Origin of the sequence: Achromobacter xylosoxidans (genome assembly GCF_014490035.1) — a bacterium.
GTDB lineage: Bacteria > Pseudomonadota > Gammaproteobacteria > Burkholderiales > Burkholderiaceae_B > Achromobacter > Achromobacter bronchisepticus_A.
Window position 1 is genome coordinate 1,774,776 of the sequence record NZ_CP061008.1, and the last position, 20,603, is coordinate 1,795,378.

At 66.9% G+C, this 20,603-nt stretch carries 21 protein-coding genes; 12 read left to right on the forward strand and 9 right to left on the reverse strand.

Annotation, left to right across the window (positions count from 1 at the left end; genetic code table 11):
* Positions 1-21: 21 nt before the first annotated feature.
* Both IAG39_RS08150 and IAG39_RS08155 read right to left on the reverse strand, forming a co-directional pair.
* Positions 22-1,092 (reverse strand): glycerol dehydrogenase, encoded by a 1,071-nt coding sequence (locus IAG39_RS08150; RefSeq protein ID WP_118934492.1) that lies wholly within the window; start codon positions 1,090-1,092, stop codon positions 22-24.
* Positions 1,093-1,113: 21 nt separating this feature from the next.
* Positions 1,114-1,818, reverse strand: coding sequence for a GntR family transcriptional regulator (locus IAG39_RS08155; protein WP_059379533.1), 705 nt, complete (start codon positions 1,816-1,818; stop codon positions 1,114-1,116).
* A 127-nt stretch (positions 1,819-1,945) separates the two neighbouring features.
* On the opposite strand from IAG39_RS08155, the gene IAG39_RS08160 reads away from it, so the two are divergent.
* Genes IAG39_RS08160 through IAG39_RS08175 form a run of 4 tightly spaced genes read left to right on the forward strand, consistent with a single transcriptional unit; the run spans position 1,946 to position 6,231 of the window.
* Positions 1,946-2,803, forward strand: coding sequence for a transketolase (locus IAG39_RS08160; protein WP_118934490.1), 858 nt, complete (start codon positions 1,946-1,948; stop codon positions 2,801-2,803).
* A complete protein-coding gene (locus tag IAG39_RS08165) occupies positions 2,804-3,790 on the forward strand; it encodes a transketolase family protein (protein ID WP_059379531.1) in 987 nt (328 codons plus the stop codon).
* Positions 3,791-3,805: 15 nt separating this feature from the next.
* Entirely contained in the window at positions 3,806-4,627 is an 822-nt protein-coding gene (locus IAG39_RS08170) for a shikimate dehydrogenase family protein (protein ID WP_059379530.1), read from the forward strand.
* Between the two features lie 5 nt (positions 4,628-4,632).
* A complete protein-coding gene (locus IAG39_RS08175; RefSeq protein ID WP_118934488.1) occupies positions 4,633-6,231 on the forward strand; it encodes a GMC family oxidoreductase in 1,599 nt (532 codons plus the stop codon).
* A gap of 57 nt (positions 6,232-6,288) precedes the next feature.
* Here IAG39_RS08175 and IAG39_RS08180 read toward each other — a convergent pair whose 3' ends face one another.
* The 5 genes from IAG39_RS08180 to IAG39_RS08200 are packed head-to-tail and all read right to left on the reverse strand — an operon-like array spanning position 6,289 to position 11,087.
* Positions 6,289-7,302 carry a proline racemase family protein gene (locus tag IAG39_RS08180; RefSeq protein WP_059379528.1) on the reverse strand — a complete coding sequence of 338 codons (1,014 nt, stop codon included), beginning with the start codon at positions 7,300-7,302 and terminating at the stop codon, positions 6,289-6,291.
* Positions 7,303-7,338: 36 nt separating this feature from the next.
* Complete coding sequence (locus IAG39_RS08185; RefSeq protein ID WP_054457808.1) at positions 7,339-8,130, reverse strand: ABC transporter permease; 792 nt, start codon at positions 8,128-8,130, stop codon at positions 7,339-7,341.
* A complete protein-coding gene (locus IAG39_RS08190) occupies positions 8,127-8,975 on the reverse strand; it encodes an ABC transporter permease (RefSeq protein ID WP_118934486.1) in 849 nt (282 codons plus the stop codon). Before IAG39_RS08190 ends, IAG39_RS08185 begins: the two co-directional genes overlap by 4 nt.
* Positions 8,972-10,021: an ABC transporter ATP-binding protein gene (locus IAG39_RS08195; protein WP_118934484.1), complete on the reverse strand. Its 1,050-nt coding sequence runs from the start codon at positions 10,019-10,021 to the stop codon at positions 8,972-8,974. Before IAG39_RS08195 ends, IAG39_RS08190 begins: the two co-directional genes overlap by 4 nt.
* A gap of 13 nt (positions 10,022-10,034) precedes the next feature.
* Positions 10,035-11,087, reverse strand: coding sequence for an ABC transporter substrate-binding protein (locus tag IAG39_RS08200; RefSeq protein ID WP_118934482.1), 1,053 nt, complete (start codon positions 11,085-11,087; stop codon positions 10,035-10,037).
* A 140-nt stretch (positions 11,088-11,227) separates the two neighbouring features.
* Between IAG39_RS08200 and IAG39_RS08205 the strand changes: the two genes are divergently transcribed.
* The 6 genes from IAG39_RS08205 to IAG39_RS08230 all read left to right on the forward strand — a co-directional run bounded on the left by IAG39_RS08205 (position 11,228) and on the right by IAG39_RS08230 (position 16,009).
* Positions 11,228-12,295, forward strand: coding sequence for a GlxA family transcriptional regulator (locus IAG39_RS08205; protein WP_118934479.1), 1,068 nt, complete (start codon positions 11,228-11,230; stop codon positions 12,293-12,295).
* A gap of 62 nt (positions 12,296-12,357) precedes the next feature.
* Positions 12,358-13,068 carry a glutathione S-transferase gene (locus IAG39_RS08210; RefSeq protein WP_059379523.1) on the forward strand — a complete coding sequence of 237 codons (711 nt, stop codon included), beginning with the start codon at positions 12,358-12,360 and terminating at the stop codon, positions 13,066-13,068.
* 182 nt (positions 13,069-13,250) lie between these two features.
* On the forward strand, positions 13,251-14,690 hold the full coding sequence (locus tag IAG39_RS08215; protein ID WP_187774088.1) for a methyl-accepting chemotaxis protein: 1,440 nt from the start codon (positions 13,251-13,253) through the stop codon (positions 14,688-14,690).
* A 104-nt stretch (positions 14,691-14,794) separates the two neighbouring features.
* A complete protein-coding gene (locus IAG39_RS08220) occupies positions 14,795-15,019 on the forward strand; it encodes a DUF1653 domain-containing protein (protein WP_059379521.1) in 225 nt (74 codons plus the stop codon).
* A gap of 4 nt (positions 15,020-15,023) precedes the next feature.
* Entirely contained in the window at positions 15,024-15,641 is a 618-nt protein-coding gene (locus IAG39_RS08225) for a PolC-type DNA polymerase III (RefSeq protein WP_118935259.1), read from the forward strand.
* Positions 15,642-15,649: 8 nt separating this feature from the next.
* Positions 15,650-16,009, forward strand: coding sequence for a nucleotide pyrophosphohydrolase (locus IAG39_RS08230; protein WP_059379520.1), 360 nt, complete (start codon positions 15,650-15,652; stop codon positions 16,007-16,009).
* A 30-nt stretch (positions 16,010-16,039) separates the two neighbouring features.
* On the opposite strand, the gene IAG39_RS08235 is transcribed toward IAG39_RS08230, so the two are convergent.
* Complete coding sequence (locus IAG39_RS08235; protein ID WP_059379519.1) at positions 16,040-16,330, reverse strand: antibiotic biosynthesis monooxygenase family protein; 291 nt, start codon at positions 16,328-16,330, stop codon at positions 16,040-16,042.
* 454 nt (positions 16,331-16,784) lie between these two features.
* On the opposite strand from IAG39_RS08235, the gene IAG39_RS08240 reads away from it, so the two are divergent.
* Together IAG39_RS08240 and IAG39_RS08245 are read left to right on the forward strand one after the other, a co-directional pair.
* Complete coding sequence (locus IAG39_RS08240) at positions 16,785-17,249, forward strand: hypothetical protein (protein WP_059379518.1); 465 nt, start codon at positions 16,785-16,787, stop codon at positions 17,247-17,249.
* 44 nt (positions 17,250-17,293) lie between these two features.
* Entirely contained in the window at positions 17,294-17,968 is a 675-nt protein-coding gene (locus IAG39_RS08245; protein ID WP_059379517.1) for a hypothetical protein, read from the forward strand.
* Positions 17,969-18,023: 55 nt separating this feature from the next.
* Here IAG39_RS08245 and IAG39_RS08250 read toward each other — a convergent pair whose 3' ends face one another.
* Positions 18,024-20,432 carry a DUF3772 domain-containing protein gene (locus IAG39_RS08250; protein WP_118935210.1) on the reverse strand — a complete coding sequence of 803 codons (2,409 nt, stop codon included), beginning with the start codon at positions 20,430-20,432 and terminating at the stop codon, positions 18,024-18,026.
* Positions 20,433-20,603 lie beyond the last annotated feature (171 nt).

Sequence of the window (20,603 nt, forward strand, 5' to 3'; positions counted from 1 at the left end):
GCTATCCGGCCCCTTGTCGCGTCAGGCGCGGCGGCGCAGCGCGGCGGCCAGCGTTTCGGTATCGAGCGCGCGGTCGAAGTTGGCGGCGTGGCGGGCCTTCAGGCTCAGCTCCGCAGCCAGCCGCAGTTCCGTGTCGTCCGGCATGTCGGCCGCACCCAGTTCGCGCAAGGTGGTGGGCAGGCCCACCTGGGCATACCAGCGGGTCAGCTCGGCCAGCATGCCGTCCGTCCGGTTTTCCAGGTCCAGCTGCACCAGCAGTCCGACCGCCACCTGCAGGCCATGCGGGGCACTCGCCAGGCCGCTGATCCTGGGCAGCCCGCGCGTCAGCGCGTGGGCGATGGACAGGCCGCCGCTTTCGAAACCGAGGCCGCTCATGAGGATCATCGCTTCCACTACGCGTTCGAAGGCCGGCGTGGGCTGGCCGCTGCCGGCAACCGCCACGGCATCCGCGCCGTCGGCCAGCAGGGTGCGCAGGCAGCCGTCGGCGATGAACTGGGCGGTGAGGGGCGGCGCGCCGTCATACATGTTGCGGCCGCCGTTGCGGCTGCATTGCTCGGCTTCGAATTTCTTCGAGACCGCATCGCCCAGCCCGGCGAGAAAGAAATTCGCCGGCGCGGTGGCGATGACGGCGGTATCGACCAGCACGATGGTGGGGTTGAACAGCATGTGCTCCACCGCCAGGAGGTTGTGATGGGCGTCGTACAGGACGTAGTTCTTGCTGGTGGGCGCGTCGTTGGAGGCGACGGTCGGCACGGTGATGAGATGGCAGTGCGAGGACTTGGCCACGGCCTTGCCCGCGTCCAGCGCCTTGCCGCCGCCCACCGCGATCACCATGTCGATGCCGGCAGGCGCGGCCTGCGCGCGCAATTGCGTGATCGCCGCGGGCGTCAGGTCGCCTTCGACGATCAGCGGCGCGAGCGACACGTTATGCGCCGCGCACAAGGCTTCGATTCTTGGCCCCAGCACGCCATGCACATAGCTGTCTATGACCAGGGCGGCGCGGCGGCCGAACAGGGCTGCGTACTGTCCCAGGGTGTCCAGGGCGCCGGCGCCCTGGATGTAGCGGCTGGGCGCGCCAAAAATCTTCAGCATGGGGGATTCCTTCGGGTTTGCCTACTTGCGGGCAGCGGGGGGGCGGTAGTCGAGTTCCTTTTCGCGCTCGACCAGCCAGTCGATCATGATCTTGCCGCCCCAGACCAGATCGGCCTGGATGGCCTGCCTGGCGGCTTCGGAGTCGCGCGCTTCCAGGGCTTCCAATACCGCTTCGTGGCGGTGCTCGTTCTGCGAATAGTCCAGCCCAGAGGTCTTGACGTGGAACACCTTGAGGATGGGGCCGGTGATCACCCAGAACGATTCCACCGTGGCGCGCAGGATGGGCTTGTTGCTGGCTTCCAGGATGCCGAAGTGGAACTTGCGGTTGAGGTAGCTGGCGCGCTTGGGATCGCTGGATGTGCAGGAGATGAAATCCCGCTGCAGCGCGATCAGGTTGTCCAGCTGTTTGCGCGTGATGTTCTGTGCGGCTTCGGCCGCGCCCATGCCTTCCAGGTGGAAGCGGATCTGCTGGATTTCACGCAGCTTTTCCGAATTGACGTAAGGCACGTAGACCGCGGTGGCCGCCTGCATTTCCAGTCCCTGCTCGCTGATCAGCCGGAAGATGGCCTCGCGTACAGGCGTGATGGAGACGCCCATTTCCTGGGCCAGTTCGCCAATGATCAGGCGTTCGCCGGGTTCGTACTGCCCGTTGATCAGGGCATTGCGGATTTCGTTGTAGACCCTGACGGAGAGGTTCTCTTTCTTTACCGGTTTAAGGCTGGACATGACAGGCTCAGGCTTGCTGTATTGATGGGGGCGGGTGGATTCGGGATGAATTCTATCCCGCCATGGCAAATTCGAGCGCGATGGGTATATTATATATCATATATCCTAACAGCAAAAAGGAAGCGCCATGAGGAGTGATAGGGAGGTCCCCACCGAAGGGGAGGTCGGGCTGCTGCGGGAAAAGGCCCGCCATATCCGGCTGGAGACCATCAGGTTGATCGAGATCGCCAAGGTCGGGCACTACAGCTCAGTGTTCTCGTGCGCGGAAATCTTCGCCGCGCTGTACTACGACGTGATGCGGCTGCGTCCGGGCGAGCCGCAGTGGCCCGACCGCGACCGCTTCCTGATGGGCAAGGGCCATGCCGCCGTGGGTCTCTTCCCGGTGCTGGCGGACCATGGCTTCATCGCCCGCGAGCTGCTGGACGGCTACACCCGCCTGGGCAGCCCGCTGGGCGATCATCCCGACATGAGCAAGGTGCCGGGCGTGGACTTCAGCTCGGGTTCCATCGGCCACGCGTTGTCCAACGGCGTGGGCATGGCGGTGGGCGGGCGCATGAGCGGGCGCGACTTCAACGTCTTCGTGCTGCTGGGCGACGGCGAGATGCAGGAAGGCCAGGTCTGGGAGGCGGCGCTCTTCGCCGCCCACAACCGCCTGTCGCGCCTGGTTGCGATCGTCGACCGCAACGGCTACCAGCTCGACGGCAAGGTCGACGAGGTCATGGGCGTGGAATCGCTGAAGGAAAAATGGCTGGCCTTCGGCTGGGAAGTGCATGAGGTGGACGGCCACAACCTGGTGGAACTGACCGCTTTGCTGCGCCGCCTGCGCGCGGACGAGTCGCGCGCCAGGCCGGCCTGCGTGATCGCAAAGACCATCAAGGGCAAGGGCGTGTCCTATATGGAAACCGAGCCGGGCTGGCATCTGGGCTACCTGGCGCCGCAAGACGCGCAAAGCGCCGTTGAAGAAATCCTTTCCCGCGAGATCTGAATGGCACAGGCACAAGTCCTCTCTCCCGATTCCTGGCAGTACCGCGCGCTGAATGCGGTGAACCCCGGGCTGTCCTATCTTTCCGACGCGCTGATCGAGCTGGCTGCGGCCGGCCATCCGGTGGTCGCCGGTTCGGCCGACCTGCAGTACTCCAACGGCCTGAACCGCTTTGCCCAGGCCTATCCCGACCGCTATGTCCAGTTCGGCATTTCCGAGCAGAACATGGTGTCGGCCGCGGCAGGCCTGGCGACCACCGGCATGATGCCCTTCGTCGCAACCTTCGCGTCCTTCCTGGGCCTGCTGTGCTGCGAACAGATCCGCATGGACGTGGCCTATACCAAGCTGCCCGTGCGCCTGATCGGCCACCACACCGGCATCAGCCTGGGCTTCTATGGCACCTCGCACCACGCCACCGAAGATATCTCGACGATGCGGGCGCTGGCCGGCCTGACGGTGGTCTCGCCCGCCGACGGCCCGCAGCTGGCATCCGCCATCAAGGCCTCGGTGGACTGGCCCGAGCCGATCTACTTCCGGATCGGCCGCGGCCGCGACCCGCAGGTCTATGAAGACGGCGCGCCTTTCCAGTTCGGCCGCGCCATTGTCCATTCCAGCGGCTCGGACCTGAACATCATCGCCTGCGGCATCACTGTGCACGCGGCCCTGGCGGCCGCCGAACAACTGCGCGGCGAAGGATTGTCGGTGGGCGTGATCGACATGCCCACCATCAAGCCCCTGGACCGCGACGCCGTGCTGGCCGCGGCAGGCAAGTCCCGCGTGCTGATGACGGTGGAAGAGCACAACGTGCTGGGCGGGCTGGGTTCGGCCGTGGCCGAGGTGCTGGCCGACGCGGGCACAGGCACGCGCTTGCGCCGCCATGGCATCTACGACGAATACAGCCTGATCGCGCCGCCCACCACCCTGTATGCGCACTACAAGCTGGACGCGGACGGCATCGCCGACGTCGCGCGCGCTACGCTCCAGCCCTGAGACACGGAGACAGACATGAAGGAAATCACCGGCACCACGCGCCTGTTCGGCATCCTGGCCGATCCCATTCACCACGTGAAGACGCCGCAGCGCATGAATGAGCATTTTGCCGCCATCGGCTTCGACGGCGTGTGCGTGCCGTTCCACGCCCGGCCGGATAACTTGGCCGAGGTGGTCGCTGGACTGCGGCGGCTGGAAAACCTGGGCGGCGTCATTGTCACGGTGCCGCACAAGACCGCGATACTGGAGCTGGTCGACGACGCCACTCCGGTGGCGCGCAAGATCGGCGCGGCGAACGTGGTGCGCCGCGAGGCGGACGGCAAGCTGGTGGCGCACATGCTGGACGGCGAAGGCTTTGTCCGCGGGCTGCAAAGCGCAGGCGTGTCGCCGCAGGGCAAGAGCGCCTATCTGGCGGGGGCGGGCGGCGCGGCCAATGCAATCGGCTTCGCGCTGGTCCAGGCCGGCGTGTCGCGGCTGACCATCGCCAACCGCACCACGGCCAAGGCCGAGGATCTGAAGGCGCGCATCCTGTCGCTGCATCCCGGCGCCCGGATCGACGTGGGCACGGCCGACCCCTCGGGGCACGACCTGGTGGTCAACGGCACCTCGCTGGGCATGAAGCCGGACGACGCCTTGCCGCTGGACGCCAGCCGCCTGACGCCGGACCAACTGGTCTGTGAAGTCATCATGCAGCCCAAGGACACGGCCTTGCTGCTGGCGGCGCAGGCCCGCGGCTGCAAGGTGCACTATGGCGCGCCGATGCTGGCCTGCCAGATCGAACTGATGGCGCAAATGCTGGGCGTGGCGGCGGACAAGCCGGCCGACGCGGGACGCTGATCCGTATGAGCGACTACGACTTCATCATTGCCGGGGGCGGCACGGCGGGCTGCATCCTGGCCAACCGCCTGAGCGCCGACGGCAAGTATCGCGTGCTGATGCTGGAGGCCGGACATGAGGCCCGCAGCATGTGGATCTCGATCCCGGCGGGCTTTTCCAAACTGCTGGTCAACCCGGAATACAACTGGCGCTTCGCCACCGAGCCGGAAGACAACGTCCACGGCAGGACCATTGCCGTGCCGCGCGGCAAGGGCGTGGGCGGGTCGACGCTCATCAACGGCATGATCTACGTCCGTGGCCAGCCGCAGGACTACGACGGCTGGGAGGCGGCGGGCGCGACCGGCTGGGGCTACAGCCAGGCCGAGCGCATCTTCCGCAAGATCGAATGCTACGAACCCGGCGACGCCAGCCGCGGCAAGAGCGGCCCGATGCATCTGGAAGAGGTGTCCGAACGCTTTCCCATATCGGATGCCTTCCTGAAGGCGGCGCAAGAGGACGGCCAGCCCTTGAATCCCGACTACAACGGCGGCAGCCAGGAGGGCGTGGGCTACTACCAGGTGCTGCAGCATCGGGGCAGGCGTTGGAGCGTGGTGGACGGCTACCTGAAACCCGCTTCCGGCCGCAAGAATCTCACCGTGGAATGCGGCGCGCACGTGACGCGGCTGGTGTTCGAGGGCAAGCGCTGCGTGGGCGTGGCCTATCGCAAGAACGGACAGGAGCACATCGTGCGCGCGCGGCGCGAGACGCTGCTGTGCATGGGCGCGGTGCAGTCGCCGCAGTTGCTGGAACTGTCCGGCGTCGGCAATCCCGCCTTGCTGCAAGCGTTCGGCATCGCGCCGGTGCTGGCGCAGCCGCAGGTCGGCGAAAACTACATCGACCACTTCGCGACCCGCATGAACTGGCGGGTGAAGGGCACCGTGACGCTGAACGAGATGTCGCGCGGTTGGCGCCTGGCGCAGCAGGTGGCGCGCTACTACGCCAGCCACAAGGGCATCCTGACCCTGGGCACGGGACTGGTGCACGGCTTCGTGAAAAGCGCGCCGGACCTGCCGGCGCCTGACGTGCAGTACTTCTTCGTGCACGCCAGCTACGCCAATGCGGCCGAACGTATCCTCGACCGGCAGCCGGGCATGACGATAGGCGTGGCGCAACTGCGTCCCGAGTCGGTCGGATCCATCCACATCAAGTCCGCGGATCCGCAGGCGGGGCCTGCGATCCGGCCCAACTTCCTGTCCGCCCAGGTGGACCGCGACAGCCTGGTGGGCGGCATGCAGGCGGCGCGGCGCATCGTCGGCCAGCCGGCCATGCGGCGCTATGTCGAATCGGAGATCAGCCCCGGCGCGGCGGTGGACAGCTACGACGAATGGCTGGACTTCGCGCGGCGCAACGGCCAGACCATCTACCACCCCATAGGTACCTGCCGCATGGGTTCCGATGCCGCCGCCGTCACCGACGTGCGCTTGCGGGTGAACGGCCTGTCCGGCCTGCGCGTGGTGGATGCGTCGGTGATGCCGAAGATGGTGTCCGGCAATACGCAGGGTGCCGTCATGATGGTGGCCGAGCGGGGGGCCGAGATGATTCTGGAGGATGCGGCGCAGGCCTAGCCGTATCCGTCACGGAAAAAGGCGCACGTGGCCAATCGGCCCGTGCGCCTTTGCACTTCAGCGGATGAGGAAGCCGGCGCCTACGGGGTCGTTCTTGTCGATCACCCAGCGCGCCGTGCCCAGGATGCTGGCCGTGCCCTTGACCGTGGGACGCACAGCGCGGGTGCCGTTCAGGTCCACCTCGCCCAGCAGGCAGCCTTCGAACACGCCGCTGCCCAACAGGCCTTCCGACTTGATCGGCTGGTTCAAGCCCATCTTGCCGCGCGCTTCGAACATGGCCATCATCGCGCTGGTGCCGGTGCCGCCAGGCGAACGGTCCAGCTGGCCGGCGCTGAACACGTGGACGTTCTTGTAGAACGCGCCTTCGATGGTCGGCTGGTGCCAGAAGGTGATGAAGTTCAGGTTGTTGATGTGGGCCTCGGTCGGGTGCTGGATGCGGTGACGGGCATTGAGCTGTTCGCGCACGATCAGGCCCATGCGCGACAGCTCGGTGCCGTTGTCCGGCGAGATGCGCAGGTCGCAGCCCGACAGGTCGACGATGCCGAAGTAGTTTCCGCCCCAGACGATGTCGGCGGACAGCTTGCCGTAGCCGGGCAGTTCCACCGGAATGTCTTGCGCGGCCACGTAGGCCGGCACGTTCTCGAAGCGCGTCCACAGCACGTTGTCGCCCTCGGACGCCACTTCCGACACCACCAGGCCGGCGGTGGTTTCAAAGCGGATCTTGGTGATGCCGTCCTTGCCGCGCGGCACCAGGCCATTGGCCACCATGGCCATGCTGACCGCGATGGTGCCGTGGCCGCACATGTGCGAGTACTCGGTGCCGTCGATGTAGATCAGGCCGGCGTCGTACTCGGGGCTGGACGGCGGCGTGAGGAACACGCCGAACATGTCCTTGTGGCCGCGCGGCTCGCGCATCAGCGCCTTGCGCAGCCAGTCGTAGTTCTGCTCCAGGAAGGCGCGCTTCTCCAGGATGGTGGAGCCGGCGGGGTACGGGATGCCGCTGTGCACGATGCACAGGGGCTCGCCTTCGGTATGGGTATAGATGACATCGAACGCGTCTTGCTTGCGCATGACTGTGGCTCCAGACAGTAAGGTAGGGAAGAAAGGTTATTTGCCGCGTTCGGACAGCATGTCCAGCCCGACGGTCAAATCCAGGATGACGATGGCGATCACCGCAACCACGATCGTGGCGCCCGATACGGCTGCGATGGTCGGATCTATCGTGTATTGCACGTAGTTGAAGAGCTTCACGGGGATGGTGTTCAGGTCCGCCGTGGTGTTGAAAATCGACAGCTCCACGTTGATCCACGAAGAGATGAACGCGAAGATCGAACCGGTGACGATGCCTGGCCGGATCTGAGGCAGCACCACCAGGAAGAAGGTCGTCCAGGGATTCGCGCCCAGGTCGGCCGATGCCTCCTCCAGCGCGCGCTGTTCGGGCGTCAGCAGGGTCAGCGTGGACCGCAGCACGAAGGGCGCGATGATGACGATGTGCCCGATCAGCAGGGACAGGAAGCTGCGCGTCAGGCCGAAGTAGGCGCCGTACTGCAACAGCGCCGCGCCCAGCACGATGTGCGGCAGCACCAGCGGCGACATCAACACCGAAGTCAATGCGGCCTTGCCCGGGAACTCGTAGCGCGCGACCGCCAGCGCGGCCGGCACCGTCAGCAGCACGGCCGCGGCCGTCGCCGCCAGGGCCAGCACCGTGCTGGTCGTGAACGCGGCGACGTAGCCGGCCTCGATCAGCAGCGTGCGGTACCACTCCAGCGTAAAGCCCTTGGGCGGAAACGCCAGGTAGGGCGTGGACGTGAACGAGGAACCCAGGATCACCACCAGCGGCAGGGCCAGGTAGGCCAGCACTCCCAGGGCGACCAGGCGGATCAGGTTGCGGGCAATCATCGCGCGGCTCCCGGCAGGACGGCGGCGCGGTTGGCAAGCGCCACCAGGATCAGGGTGAACACCAGCAGCACCATGCTCAGCGCGCCGCCGTAATGGAAGTCGAACACCGTGCTGTACTGCTGGAAGATCAGCATCGACAGCACCGACACGCGCCCGCCGGACAGCAGCGCAGGCGTCACGTAGGCGCTGACGGCCAGGGTGAAGACCATGATGGCGCCCGACACCACGCCGGGCAGCGTCAACGGCCAGGTGATGTGGAAGAAGGTGGCAGCGGGGCTGGCGCCCAGGTCGGCAGATGCCTGTTCGCAGGCCGGATCGACCCGCGCCAGCGCATTGCCGACCGCCAGCACCACGAAAGGCAGCAGCACGTAGACCATGCCGATCAGGATGCCCAGCTCGGTGCCGATGAAACGCATCGGACGGTCGGCGATGCCCGCGCCCACCAGGGCCTGGTTGACCAGTCCGTTGCGGCCCAGCAGCACCATCCAGCCAAAGGCGCGCACGATATTGCTGGTGAACAGCGGCACCACCAGCAGGATCACGCAGAAGCGCCGCCAGGCCTGCCAGCGCACCACGCGCACCAGGTACCAGGCCAGCGGATAGCCCAGGATCACGCAGGCGATCGTGGTGAAGAATGCCAGCCGGAAGGTGACCAGGATCACGTCCCAGTGGTATTGGTCGCCCAGCACGCGCAGGTACTGCTGCGGAGTCAGGGTCAAGCCATCGGCGCCGCCTGTGACGCTGGCCAGCGCCACCACCGCCAGCGGCGCCAGGAAGAAGGCCGCGAAGAACAGCACGGGAGCCGCCAGCAGCAGGCAGGGCGAACGCCAGGCGCGCGCGTTCATGGCTGTTCACCGATCAGGTGCAGGTGCTCCGGCGCGAAGGCAAGGCGCGCCGCGGCGCCCGGGCCCAGCCCCGACGGCGCAATGCCGCCGTGGCGCGCTACCAGGATCTGTCCGCCGATGTCCACGTGGATCATGCAGTGGCTGCCCACGTTGATGACGTCGGTGACCGTGCCGTTCAACCCATGCGCCGCCGATTCATCGGCCAGGCGCAAATCCTCGGGCCGCAGCACCGCCAAGCCGCGCGCGGGCGCGGCCTTGCCGGGGAACGGCACGCGCAGTCCCTGGGCATCCAGCTGCAGCGCATCGCCGCTGGCCGTGTAGGGCATGAAGTTGGCGTCGCCGATGAACTCGGCCACGAAGCGGGTGGCGGGATGCCGGTAGATCTCGGTCCCGCCGCCCACCTGTTCGATCTTGCCCGCATGCATGACCACCACCCGGTCGGCCATGGTCATGGCTTCTTCCTGGTCGTGCGTGACGAAGATGAAGGCGATGCCCAGCTTGGCCTGCAGGTGCTTGAGTTCCAGCTGCATGCGCTTGCGCAGCTTGAGGTCCAGCGCCGACAGCGGCTCGTCCAGCAACAGCAGCTTGGGCTGGTTCACGATGGCGCGCGCCAGCGCCACGCGCTGCTGCTGTCCGCCGGACATTTCGCGGGGATAGCGCGCACCGAAGTCCGCCAGGCCCACCATGTCCAGCGCCGACCGGGCGCGTTCGGCGGCTGCCTGCTTCGATGCGCCTTGTCGCCGCGGGCCGTAGGCCACGTTTTCCAGCACGCTCATGTGCGGAAACAGCGCATAGTTCTGGAACACCGTGTTCAGCGGCCGGTGGTGCGCGGCCAGGCGGCTGATGTCCTGGCCTTCAATCAGGATGCGGCCCGATTCGGGCCTGAGAAATCCGGCGATCGAGCGCAGCAGGGTGGTCTTGCCGCAGCCGCTGGGACCAAGCAGGGCCACGAACTCTCCCTGTTGGATCTCCAGGTCGATGCGGTCCAGCGCCTGGTAGGCGCCAAAGCGCATCGACACGCCTTCGATGGTAAGCAAAGCGGACATGTTCGATCCCGGTCTAGCGCTTGCGGGCAACCTGGCGGTTCCAGGCGTCCGTGACCTCGGCGCGGCGGCTGTTGATGAGGTTCCAGTCGAACAGGCTCAGGTTCTTGACCGAACCCTCCGCGCCCCAGGGCAGCTTGCGCGCCACGTCCTTCGGCACCTGCACATCCTTGACGGCGGGGCCCAGGTACAGGCGCGTGGCCAGGCAGGCGGCGGCATCCGGCGTGAGTGCGGTGTCGATGAACTTCTGCGCGGCGGCCTTGTTCGGCGCGTTCTTCACCAGATGCAGGCGCGCATCCGTGGCCCAGGCGCCTTCCTTGGGCACGGCGAAGCCGATGGGCAGTCCCTTGTCGATCAGATCCCAGGCGCCCACGTTGAAGTGCGCGCCGATGATGGCCTCGCCGCTCTGGTAGGCGTTGGTGGCGGCGCCCGAGCTGTCGAAGAACAGCGCGGTGTCCAGCGATGCCAACTTGGCGTACAGCGGCTCCAGGTTCGACGGGTCGACCGCGAACACCCGCGCCAGGAAGAAGATGAACGGCACGCCCGACGAGTTCGCCGGCGAGGGTATGGCCACGGCGCCGGCGTACTCGGGTTTCCACAAGTCCTTCCAGCTGGTCGGCGGCTGGGGCACTTCCTTGGTGTTGTAGGCGATGCCCAGCGAGTAGTAGCCGGTGCTGACCGCGTAGGCGCTGCCGCCATTGCGGTACACGCCCTGGTCGATGACGTTCTTCAGATTGGGTATGCCGGCGGGATCCAGCGCGTCCAGCACGCCGGCTGCGGCGGCCAGTTCGCTGATGCCGCCGTCCATCCAGGCCACGTCCATGGTGGGCGCGTCCTTCTGCTGCTGCAGCTTGGCCAGCGTGGTGGTGGAGGTGCCCACTTCCGGCACCACGGTCACGCCGGTGGCCTTGGTGTAGGGCTCGGCCACGCAGGCGCGGAACGCGTCGCCCCAGTTGCCGCCGTACCAGGCGACGGTGATCTTCTGCTGCTGGGCCAGCGCCTGGCCGGCGCTCAGCAGTCCGGCTGCCAGCAATGCGGCGCGCAGGGCGCGGCGGGTAGGTGTTGCCATGTCGGATTCCCCTTGTCGATTTATCGGCTCCGATCGGCCTGCGCCGGCGGGCGCTGCGGGACGGTGCCATAGGTGCATCTTGGGCGATCCCCGGGAAAACCAGCTTGAAGGCCTGGGACAAAAACTTGAATAATTGCGACATGGAAACCGCTACGTCCGCCGCTGCACCGTCTTTCTCCTATGACGATGAGTACAGCGGCCTGCCTCAGGGGAAACCCGCACTGACCGTAGGCATCGTGCTGCTGGACCAGTTCACGCTGGCCGCCTTTGCCGGATTGGTGGACGTCTTGCGGCTGGCGGGCGACCACGGCGGACGCAGCCGCCAGATCCATACCGCCTGGCGCGTCATGAGCTGGGACGGCAAGCCGCGCTGCTCCAGTGCGGGCCTGACCATAGACGTGGCCGACGGCCTGCCCGAAGACCCGACCCAGTTCGACTACGTGGCGGTTTGCGGCGGCAACGACTATTTCAATGGCCGCCTGCCCGAGCCCCTGCGCGACTGGCTGCGGCTGGCGGCGGCGCAGCGCGTGCGGCTCTTGGGCATCTGTACGGGCACCTTCGCGCTGGCGCAGGCCGACGTCATCGGGCCGCGCACGGTCTGCGTGCACTGGAACGTGCTGGATACTTTCCGCGAACGCTTTCCGCAGGCCCGGGCGGTGGTGGACCGGCTGTTCGTGGATGAAGGCGACCTGATTTCCTGCGCGGGCTCCACGGCCGCAATCGACCTGGCGCTGTACCTGGTGGCCCGGCACTGCGGGCGCGACAAGGCCCAGCAGGCGATGCGGCACATGATGCTGCAAGGCGTGCGCCCGGGGCGCGTGCCGCAGGCACATTTCCACACGGACCTGTCGGGCATCCAGGATCTGCGCGTGCGCCAGGCCGCGCACTTCATCGAGCAGCGCATCGACAATCCGCCACCGCTGGATGCGATCGCGCGCTACGTCGGCGTCGGGCGCAGGCAGCTGGAACGCGCCTTCCGCATGGCCACGGGCATGTCGCCGATGGCGTTCCAGCGGCAGTTGCGGCTGGAATACGGCAGCTGGCTGCTTTTGAACAATCCCAGCAGCATCACGCAGATCGCGCTGGACTGCGGGTTTGCGGATGGCGCGCATTTCTCGCGCGATTTCCGCGCGCATTTCGGCCAGTCGCCGCGCCAGTATCAGCAGGCCGCCGGCCGCGATGGCGGAGTCAGCGTGTTTCCCGCCTGAGGCTTCTGCACGGCTCGTTCCGGCGCCGGCAAGCCATGGGCTTATCAACGGAAGGAGACGACATGACCTATGACCTTTGGTACTGGGACGGCATCCCCGGGCGCGGCGAGTTCGTGCGCCTGGCCCTGGAGGCCGGCGGCATTCCCTACCGCGAATGCGCGCGCGAGCCCGGCGCGGATGAAGGCACGCTGGCCGCGGACCTGAGTTCGGCGCGCAAGCATCCGCCGTTCGCGCCGCCGTATCTGGTCGCGGGCAAAATGACGCTGGGGCAGACCGCCAACATCCTGCTGTTCCTGGGCGAAAAGCACGGCCTGGCGCCGGACTCGTTGGAAGGGCGGCTGTGGGTGAACCAGCTGCAGCTCACCATCGCCGACATGGTGGCCGAAGCGCACGACACGCATCATCCGATATCCGCCAGCGAGTACTACGAAGACCAGAAGGTCGAGGCCGCGCGCCGAGCACGCAGCTTTCGCGAGGAGCGCATGCCCAAGTTCCTGGGCTATTTCGAACGCGTGCTGGGCGGGCCGCAGGCCTGGCTGGCGGGCGGCAAGCGCTGGACCTACGTGGACCTGTCGCTGTTCCACCTCGTGGATGGCCTGCTCTACGCTTTTCCGAAACGCATGGCAACCCTGGCCGTGCGTTATCCGAACGTCATGGCGCTGCATGCGCGCGTGGCGGCGCTGGCGGAATTGCAGCCTTACTTTGACAGCGGCAGGCGCTTGCCTTTCGGGGAAGGGATCTTTCGCCAATATCGCGAATTGGACGCGGCTTGAGTCCGGACAAACCCTGGTGTTGCTGAATCCCGATTTTTTTGATCGGTTTCTTGAAAATCTTGAGGTCCGCTGATTTTTAAGATTAAATATTTGCAAATTGTTTAATAAATATTTCCATTTGTCTCGCGGCAGATAGGTCGAACGGCATCAAACCACCCGGACTCCGGGCAGGAGACGTCAAGATGAAATGGATCACTCTCAGCCAACTGCTGCGCATGGACCGTGGCATACAGAAGGCCGACATGCTTGGGCAGGTCGCGGCAATCCACAACGCCCAGGCCGTCATCGAGTTCGACCTGGACGGGCACGTCCTGGCGGCGAACCCGAACTTCCTGAACACCATGGGTTATGCGCTGGACGAGATCGCGGGGCAGCACCACCGCATGTTCGTCGATCCGGCAGAGCGTGCATCGGCAGCCTATGCGGAATTCTGGAGCCGCCTGCGGCAAGGCGGGCGCGATGCGGGGCGTTACCGCCGCATCCGCAAGGACGGCAGCGACGTCTGGCTGCAAGCGTCCTACAACCCGATTCGCGACCGCCGCGGCAGGCTGGTGAAAGTGGTCAAGTACGCCGTGGACATCACCGCGCAGCAACAGCGGCAGGCGGACGTGGAAGGCCAGCTGGCCGCGATCTCCAAGGTGCAGGCCATCATCGAGTTCGAGCTCGACGGCACCATCATCCGCGCCAACGATCTGTTCCTGGGCGCGGTGGGCTATCGCGCGGACGAGATCCAGGGGCGCCACCACAGCATGTTCGTCCCGCCTGAAGAGGCGCGCGGCGAGGCATACAAGGAATTCTGGCGCAGGCTGCGCAACGGCGAACATGACACCGGGCAGTACCTGCGCATCGGCAAGGGCGGTCGCCAGGTCTGGATCGAAGCCAGCTACAACCCGATCTTCGATGCCGAGGGACGCCCGGTCAAAGTCGTCAAATACGCGACCGACATCACGCGGCGTTTCACCGCCGCGCAGACCTTGCGCGTCGCGGTCCAGGGCCTGACCGAAAACGCCGAGCGCGCGGGCCAGGCCAATACGCTGGCGCTGGACGCCTGCAGGGTGGCCGAGCAGGGCGGCCATACCGTGCAGGAAGTGGTGCAGACCATGGGCGGCATCACCCAGAGCTCGCGCCGCATCTCGGAAATCATCGGAGTCATGGACGGCATCGCCTTCCAGACCAACATCCTGGCGCTGAACGCCGCGGTCGAGGCCGCGCGCGCCGGCTCGCACGGCAAGGGGTTCGCCGTGGTCGCGGCCGAGGTCCGCAGCCTGGCGCAGAACAGCGCGGCGGCAGCCAAGGAGATCAAGGACCTGATCACTTCCTCGGTGCAGCAGGTCGAAAGCGGCGCGCGCCAGGTCCAGTCGGCAGGCTCTACCATGGACGATATCGTGGCATCGTCGCGCCGCGTGACTGAAATCATGGCGGAGGTGGTGGAAGTGTCGCTGGCCCAGTCCGCCAGGCTCGGCGAAGTCACCGAGGACATCACGCAGCGGGCGGGAGAGGCTGCGCGCGGCGCGGCGCCGGCGGCCGCCGCGGTCAGGCCCGTGGCGCCAGCGCTGCGGGCCAGGCCGGCCGCCAATGGACCGCTGCAGCCGCAGGCCGAGCGGCAGTACGTGCGCTACTGAGCCGGCGCCGCCGGTCCGATGCGCTATAAAGACGGTATTGATCTGAACCCGCAGGCCCGGGCAGGAACCCTCTGCCCGGGCCGCGTCATTTGCAGCCACCGTCCATGACCGAATCCGAAGCACTGGCTCTCGCCTCGCACCGCCATTACAAGGGCGGCCTCTACCTCTATGTGGGCACCGCCCGCCACTCCGAAACCGAGGAATCCCTGGTGGTCTATGAACACCTCTGGCCTCACGAGCGGGGCTTGTGGGTGCGGCCGGCCGATATGTTCTTCGGTCAGCTGCCCGACGGCACGCCCCGCTTCGCGCCCTTGCGGCCGGCGGAGTAAGGCCGTGGCGTTCTACTACCGGCGGCCGCGCGCAAGCGGCGCTGCGCCTGCCCGCGCGACGGGCGGCAAGGCGGGCGGCGAGGCGTTGGCCGCCGCGTTGCAGGCGTTGCGCGGTCCGTTCATCGTGGCCGACCTGGAAACCACCGGCCTGTCCACCGCCACTTGCGAGATCCTGGAGTTCGCGGCGGTGCGCGTGGGCGCGGCAGGCGCGCTCGAGCGGGAGTACACGCAGGTCGTGCGCACGCGCGGGCCGGTGCCGCCCTTCATCAGCCGCCTGACCGGCATCACGCAGGCCGAGGTCGACCGCGACGGCGTGCCGGTGGCGCAGGCGTTTTCCTCCTTCCTGGATTTCGTCGAAGACCTGCCGGTGTTCTTCCACAACGCCTCGTTCGACCGGCGTTTCCTGGGCGCGGCGGCGGATCTGACCGGCCTGCCGTTTGCCAACTCGACCCATTGCACGCTGGCGCTGGCGCGGCGCGCATGGCCGGAGCTGCCCTCGCACAAGCTGGAGATCCTGGCGCGCCATGTGGGCGCTTCGGATCCCACCCACCGCGCGCTGGCCGACGTGCGCACCACCGTGGCCGTGGCGTTGGCGGCGAGTTCCCGCCTGGCCGCGGGCTAGGAGTTTCGATGTCCGACCTGGAACAGATCCGGCTGGCCGTGCGCCGGTTTACCGAAGAGCGGGAGTGGCAGCCCTTTCATACGCCCAAGAACCTGGCGATGGCGCTGGCCGGTGAGGCGGGCGAACTCGTGTCCCTGTTCCAGTGGCTGAGCGAGGCCGAGTCGCGCCAGATGCCGCCGGAGAAACTGGCGGATGCCGCGGACGAAATCGCGGATGTGCAGATGTACCTGGTGGCCCTGGCCGACCAGCTCGGCATCGATATCGCCGACGCGGTCGCAGGCAAGATGGTCAAGAATGCGCGGAAGTATCCGGCGGATCGTTTTCGCGGCAGCGCGCGCAAGTACGACGATCCGCCCGAACAGCCCTGACTCGCGCGCGACGCGGCCAGGCCGGCCGCCTCAGAGCACTTTTTGCTCGTGATGCACCTGCGGCGGTTCAACGAAAAAGCCCGCCACCAGCTTGCGCCATTCCTGGAAATCGCTGGATTCGCGGAAATCCACCATGTGGTTCTCGACGGTTTCCCAGTCCACCACCAGCGTATAGCGCTGCGGTTGTTCGATGCTGCGGTATAGCTCCATGCCGTGGCAGCCGCGGGCCCGCAAGAACAGCGGCTTCGCCTGCGCGACGCCTGCTTCGAACAGCGCTTCCTGCCCTTCGCGGACATGGATGCTGGCAATCTCCTGGATCATGGTCTGGTCTCCAAACAGATGAGGCCGGGTAGCGCCCGGCCGGCCGCCGTAGTATCGCTGAAATTCCCGGACCGGGCGCGCCCAGGACCCTGCCGCTTCAGTTGTGCGCGTTAGGGAAATTGCCCGAGGCGGCGACGCTCATTCCCATCCATAGAGTTGAACCCGCATGCGCGCGCGGCGCGGCAGGCGCGGTTTCCCTCGTCCATACGCACGGGCGCCGCGCAAGATTGCCGCAAATCTGGCCGATTGTTTTACAGCCAGGCGTCGTCCATCGGGACCCGGTCGCCCGTTTAGGCGATATCGACTTGCCTAGGACGGCGCAATCATTCCGTACCAATACGAAAGTCCCACGCCTTTCGTCATTGTCCAGGCGTGGCGCTGAGCGGTAACGGTCCGCGCCGGTCGGTCGCCGGTAATCGTGAATCCGTGCATGCACGGAGCAGGAGGAGCTGAAATGAAAAAGCTCATGGCAGTCGCCGCGTTGTCCTTGTTCGCTGTCTCGGCCTATGCGGACCCTGGTGGCTCAATCACGGGTCACGCGGGGGCAATCAATGGCACCGCGTCATCCATCTCCACGGGCAGTTCCGTGGCCGCCACCCAGATCAATGGCTACGGTTCATCCACCCAGGTGTCGTTCGGCATGACGGGCGGCGTTGCGGAGGTGGGGGGTACCTTCAGCCGCGATGGCACGCAAGTGGTCACCAGCACGCGACAGTACGCCAATAGCGATTCGTACGGCCATGTCTCGGGCAATGCGCCCATCATGGTGGGCGACAGCATCGCCAATGGCGGCGCCACGTTCGCCAAGACGGATACCAGCGCTTCGGCGACGGGCTCCTTCCATGCGGTGAATGTGGGTGCGTTCGGGTCGATACACGGCATCGGCCCGGTGGGCCATGTCGGCGGTTTCAATCACTGACCCAGTTATCCGGACGGCTTCGGCCGTCCGGGCGAGGGGACATCATGAAGACCATAGTGCTTGCCATTTCCCTGTCGCTGGCGGCGGTGTCCGCCGGCGCCCAGACCAGCAGTTCCAGCGCGACGACATCGGCGTCCTCGGGATCGACCAACGCCGGCAACAATCAGGGCATCACGCTCAACTCCAGCAACAGCGGGACCAGCACGCTGCGCAGCGTGCCGCCGCTGGGCGGACAGAGTTTCTACGGTTCATTCTCGTCCGACAGCTGCATGGTTTCGGCGGGCGGGGGCGGCGCCGTGGTTGGCTTCGGCATGAACGTTGCGATTCCGATCGAGGACCAGAAGTGCAGCCTGCGGCGCAACTTCGAGCGGACCATGCAGGCGGCCGCCTCGACCAAGGATGCGGACCGTTCGCGCCGTCTGGAGACCGCGGCCATCGACATCCTGTGCCAGACCGACGACCGCACCAAGGCGGCGCTGGTGGCGCAGGGGCTGTGCACCAATCCCGCATTGACGACGGCGGATCACCGTTTCGACAGCAACGCGGTGGCGCAGGCGGCGCCGCCCGCAGGCGGCCCGGTGCTGGCCGACCGGCCTGCGCCGCCCGCGCCTCCCGCGCCCGAGGCGCAGGCCTATCCGGTGCGCAGCGTGCAGAGCGCCGCGCTGGCGTCTCCGCCGCTGCGCAACCGCACCTATACCGATCTGTATACGCCGGGCTGAGGCGGGAGTCCTGTGCGTCCCGCGCGGGGCGGGACGAAGCCAGGATGTGTGGACGCTAGGATTGCGCGGGCGGCGGGACGGCGAGAGGGGCCGACGCCGGCGGCGGGGCCGAGGCCAGCAGCATGGTGGGCGGCGACGACACCTCCAGGCCCGCGTCATGCAGGCGCTTGAGCAGGGTGAACAGCAAGGCGCTGCGCACGCCGTAGGCCGCCCGGGGCGAGGACACGTAGCCCTTGGCGTTGAAGATCAGGTTGCCGCCTTCGATGCCGTCCAGGAAGACGTTGGGAGCGGGCGTGTCCAGCACGTCCTCGTGGTCCGAGAAGGCTCGTAGAATCAATTCGCGCACCTGCTCGGCATCGGTGGATAGCGGCAAGGGCAGCTTGATCTGCACCAGCCCCAACGGATTCGAACGGGTCACGTTGCGCACGGTCTTGGTGACGAACTCCGAGTTCGGCACGATCACCGTGGAGCGGTCGCCCATCTGGATTTCCGTGGCGCGCACGTTGATGCGCAGGATGTCGCCCTCGACCCCGCCCAGCGACACCCAGTCGCCCACCTTGACCGGGCGCTCGGCCAGCAGGATCAGGCCGGACACGAAGTTCTGCACCACCGCCTGCAAGCCAAAGCCGATACCCACCGACAGTGCGCTCGCGATCCACGCCACGCGTTCCAGTCCTATGCCCGCGGCCGACAGCGACAGCGCCACGGCGATCACGAAGCCGGCATAGCCGAACAGCGTGGCGGCCGACAACTGCATGCCCGGATCCAGCTCGGTCGTGGGCAGGTAGCGGTTGGACAGCCAGCGCTTGAGCATCTTCACGGCCAGCAGCGACAGCCCCAGCACCATCAGCGCCTGCAGCACCGCGCCGGGGCGGATCTGGGCTTCGCCGATGGCGAGCCCCTTGCGCAACTGATCGAAGCGCTGCAGCAGGTCCATCGGCGCTTCGCCGAAGGGCGCCAGCAGCAGGATCACGGCCAGCAGGCCGACCGCCACGCGGCCCACGCCCGACAGCAGCACGGCAGCCTGGTCGCGCATGCTGGGCGCTTCGTGCTCGCCGCCGTCGCGGTGCGAGGTGCCCAGCAGCGTGCTGAAGCCGTCCTCGATCAAGGTGGACAGCAGATAGGCCGAGGCCAGCACGATCAGCACCCACAGCACCTGCTTGACCATGAAGCTGCCGAACGCCACATAGCCCGCCAGCAGGCTGGCCAGGCTCAGGATCAGCACGGTCCAGACCGCGCCCAGCAGCAGCGACACCCAGAAGGGGATCGGCGCCTCGTTTTCCTGCATGGCCTGGCGCCGCAGCCGGCGGCTGATGGCCAGCACCGCGCCCAGCGTCGCCATGGTCAGGACCGCGACGATGCCGGTCAGCGTGATGGTGGTGGTCAGGCTGGCGTTCAACAGCACTGGCAGGCGTTCGGCCAGCCAGATCATCACCACCAGCACGCCCAGCACGCCGGGCAGCCAGCGCAGCCGCGTCGCCACAATGTCGCTGACGGGCGGCAGGCGCCACGACGGCCGGTTCGCGGACAGCAGCGCATAGCCCAGGCCGGACACGTAGCCGCCGAAGCACACCGTTCCCACCAGGTTGGCCAGCAGCGACGAGGTGTTGTCGCTCAGCTGCGAATTCCAATCCAGCCCCATATGGATCAACAGCGCGACCACACCCGGCGTGGCGACGGCCAGGACCACATGCGTAACCGCTAGAAAGGAGCGGCGCAGGCGCCCCGGCGGCACGCGTGTGGCGGTTATCCGCAGCAGCACCCGGCCGATGGCGACACGCAGGGCGATCGTCAGCGCGATCGCCGCGCCCAAAAGCAGCCAGCCCCATTTCGGCGTCTGTCCGACCGCGGTCGCGAGGTCGTCGCGTAGCGCTTCCAGGCGTTCCAGGTCGCGCGGGAACTCCTCCCGGAACTCGGTCCAGAATTGGTCGGATAGGAAGGAATCGCGCCGCTCGCCCAAGCGCGCCTGGAACTGCTTGCGCCGCTGCGCCGAGATCTGCTCGGCCGTTTGCCCGGCGTCCACGGACAGCAGCCTGGCCAGCTTGATCTGCGCGTCCAGCGCCCGGCTGGTCTTGTCCAGCTGCATGCGCTGGGCGGCGACGTCGGAGGCTTCCTTGACGCCTTCGGGCGGCGTGCCCAGCTCGCTCAGCCGGGCCGTCACGCTGGCCAGCTGAGGCGTCAGGGCCTCGGCGGCGGCGTCGGCCTTGGACTGGATGTCCAGCGCGTCGCTGCGCTGTTTCACCAGGGTGGCGTCATCGGTTTCGTCGGCGATGCGCTTGCGGATGTCGTCGATCTGCTTGCGCGCGGTCGCCAGCGCCGCTTCCGTGTCCGCCGGCGTGGGCGGCGCCGCGGCATGGGCCGGCAGCAGGACAAGCACTAGCAGCAGCGCCGCGATCAGCGCAGTGAAAATGGAGGCGCGGGCGCGGCCAGGCTGCGCGCGCAGGGTTAGGGAAGTCTGTGTCATGTTCTGGGGCGAGTCGCTCGCATTCGAGGCGGGAGCATAGCAAGCCGCCGCCTCATCCGTTGCAACAAAAACGAGCGCTGCGGCCCTATTTTTTTGGTGCGCCCGACGGCCGTTGTGGCGGCGCGGACCCAGGGTAGAAATAGGGCCGGATAGGCGATCGGACGCCGCAGG

What these genes read in the sequence shown, in the direction of transcription:
- IAG39_RS08150 (WP_118934492.1), bottom strand. Translation starts at nt 1,092, where the DNA reads ATGCTGAAGATTTTTGGCGCGCCCAGCCGCTACATCCAGGGCGCCGGC.
- IAG39_RS08155 (WP_059379533.1), bottom strand. Translation starts at nt 1,818, where the DNA reads ATGTCCAGCCTTAAACCGGTAAAGAAAGAGAACCTCTCCGTCAGGGTC.
- IAG39_RS08160 (WP_118934490.1), top strand. Translation starts at nt 1,946, where the DNA reads ATGAGGAGTGATAGGGAGGTCCCCACCGAAGGGGAGGTCGGGCTGCTG.
- IAG39_RS08165 (WP_059379531.1), top strand. Translation starts at nt 2,804, where the DNA reads ATGGCACAGGCACAAGTCCTCTCTCCCGATTCCTGGCAGTACCGCGCG.
- IAG39_RS08170 (WP_059379530.1), top strand. Translation starts at nt 3,806, where the DNA reads ATGAAGGAAATCACCGGCACCACGCGCCTGTTCGGCATCCTGGCCGAT.
- IAG39_RS08175 (WP_118934488.1), top strand. Translation starts at nt 4,633, where the DNA reads ATGAGCGACTACGACTTCATCATTGCCGGGGGCGGCACGGCGGGCTGC.
- IAG39_RS08180 (WP_059379528.1), bottom strand. Translation starts at nt 7,302, where the DNA reads ATGCGCAAGCAAGACGCGTTCGATGTCATCTATACCCATACCGAAGGC.
- IAG39_RS08185 (WP_054457808.1), bottom strand. Translation starts at nt 8,130, where the DNA reads ATGATTGCCCGCAACCTGATCCGCCTGGTCGCCCTGGGAGTGCTGGCC.
- IAG39_RS08190 (WP_118934486.1), bottom strand. Translation starts at nt 8,975, where the DNA reads ATGAACGCGCGCGCCTGGCGTTCGCCCTGCCTGCTGCTGGCGGCTCCC.
- IAG39_RS08195 (WP_118934484.1), bottom strand. Translation starts at nt 10,021, where the DNA reads ATGTCCGCTTTGCTTACCATCGAAGGCGTGTCGATGCGCTTTGGCGCC.
- IAG39_RS08200 (WP_118934482.1), bottom strand. Translation starts at nt 11,087, where the DNA reads ATGGCAACACCTACCCGCCGCGCCCTGCGCGCCGCATTGCTGGCAGCC.
- IAG39_RS08205 (WP_118934479.1), top strand. Translation starts at nt 11,228, where the DNA reads ATGGAAACCGCTACGTCCGCCGCTGCACCGTCTTTCTCCTATGACGAT.
- IAG39_RS08210 (WP_059379523.1), top strand. Translation starts at nt 12,358, where the DNA reads ATGACCTATGACCTTTGGTACTGGGACGGCATCCCCGGGCGCGGCGAG.
- IAG39_RS08215 (WP_187774088.1), top strand. Translation starts at nt 13,251, where the DNA reads ATGAAATGGATCACTCTCAGCCAACTGCTGCGCATGGACCGTGGCATA.
- IAG39_RS08220 (WP_059379521.1), top strand. Translation starts at nt 14,795, where the DNA reads ATGACCGAATCCGAAGCACTGGCTCTCGCCTCGCACCGCCATTACAAG.
- IAG39_RS08230 (WP_059379520.1), top strand. Translation starts at nt 15,650, where the DNA reads ATGTCCGACCTGGAACAGATCCGGCTGGCCGTGCGCCGGTTTACCGAA.
- IAG39_RS08235 (WP_059379519.1), bottom strand. Translation starts at nt 16,330, where the DNA reads ATGATCCAGGAGATTGCCAGCATCCATGTCCGCGAAGGGCAGGAAGCG.
- IAG39_RS08240 (WP_059379518.1), top strand. Translation starts at nt 16,785, where the DNA reads ATGAAAAAGCTCATGGCAGTCGCCGCGTTGTCCTTGTTCGCTGTCTCG.
- IAG39_RS08245 (WP_059379517.1), top strand. Translation starts at nt 17,294, where the DNA reads ATGAAGACCATAGTGCTTGCCATTTCCCTGTCGCTGGCGGCGGTGTCC.
- IAG39_RS08250 (WP_118935210.1), bottom strand. Translation starts at nt 20,432, where the DNA reads ATGACACAGACTTCCCTAACCCTGCGCGCGCAGCCTGGCCGCGCCCGC.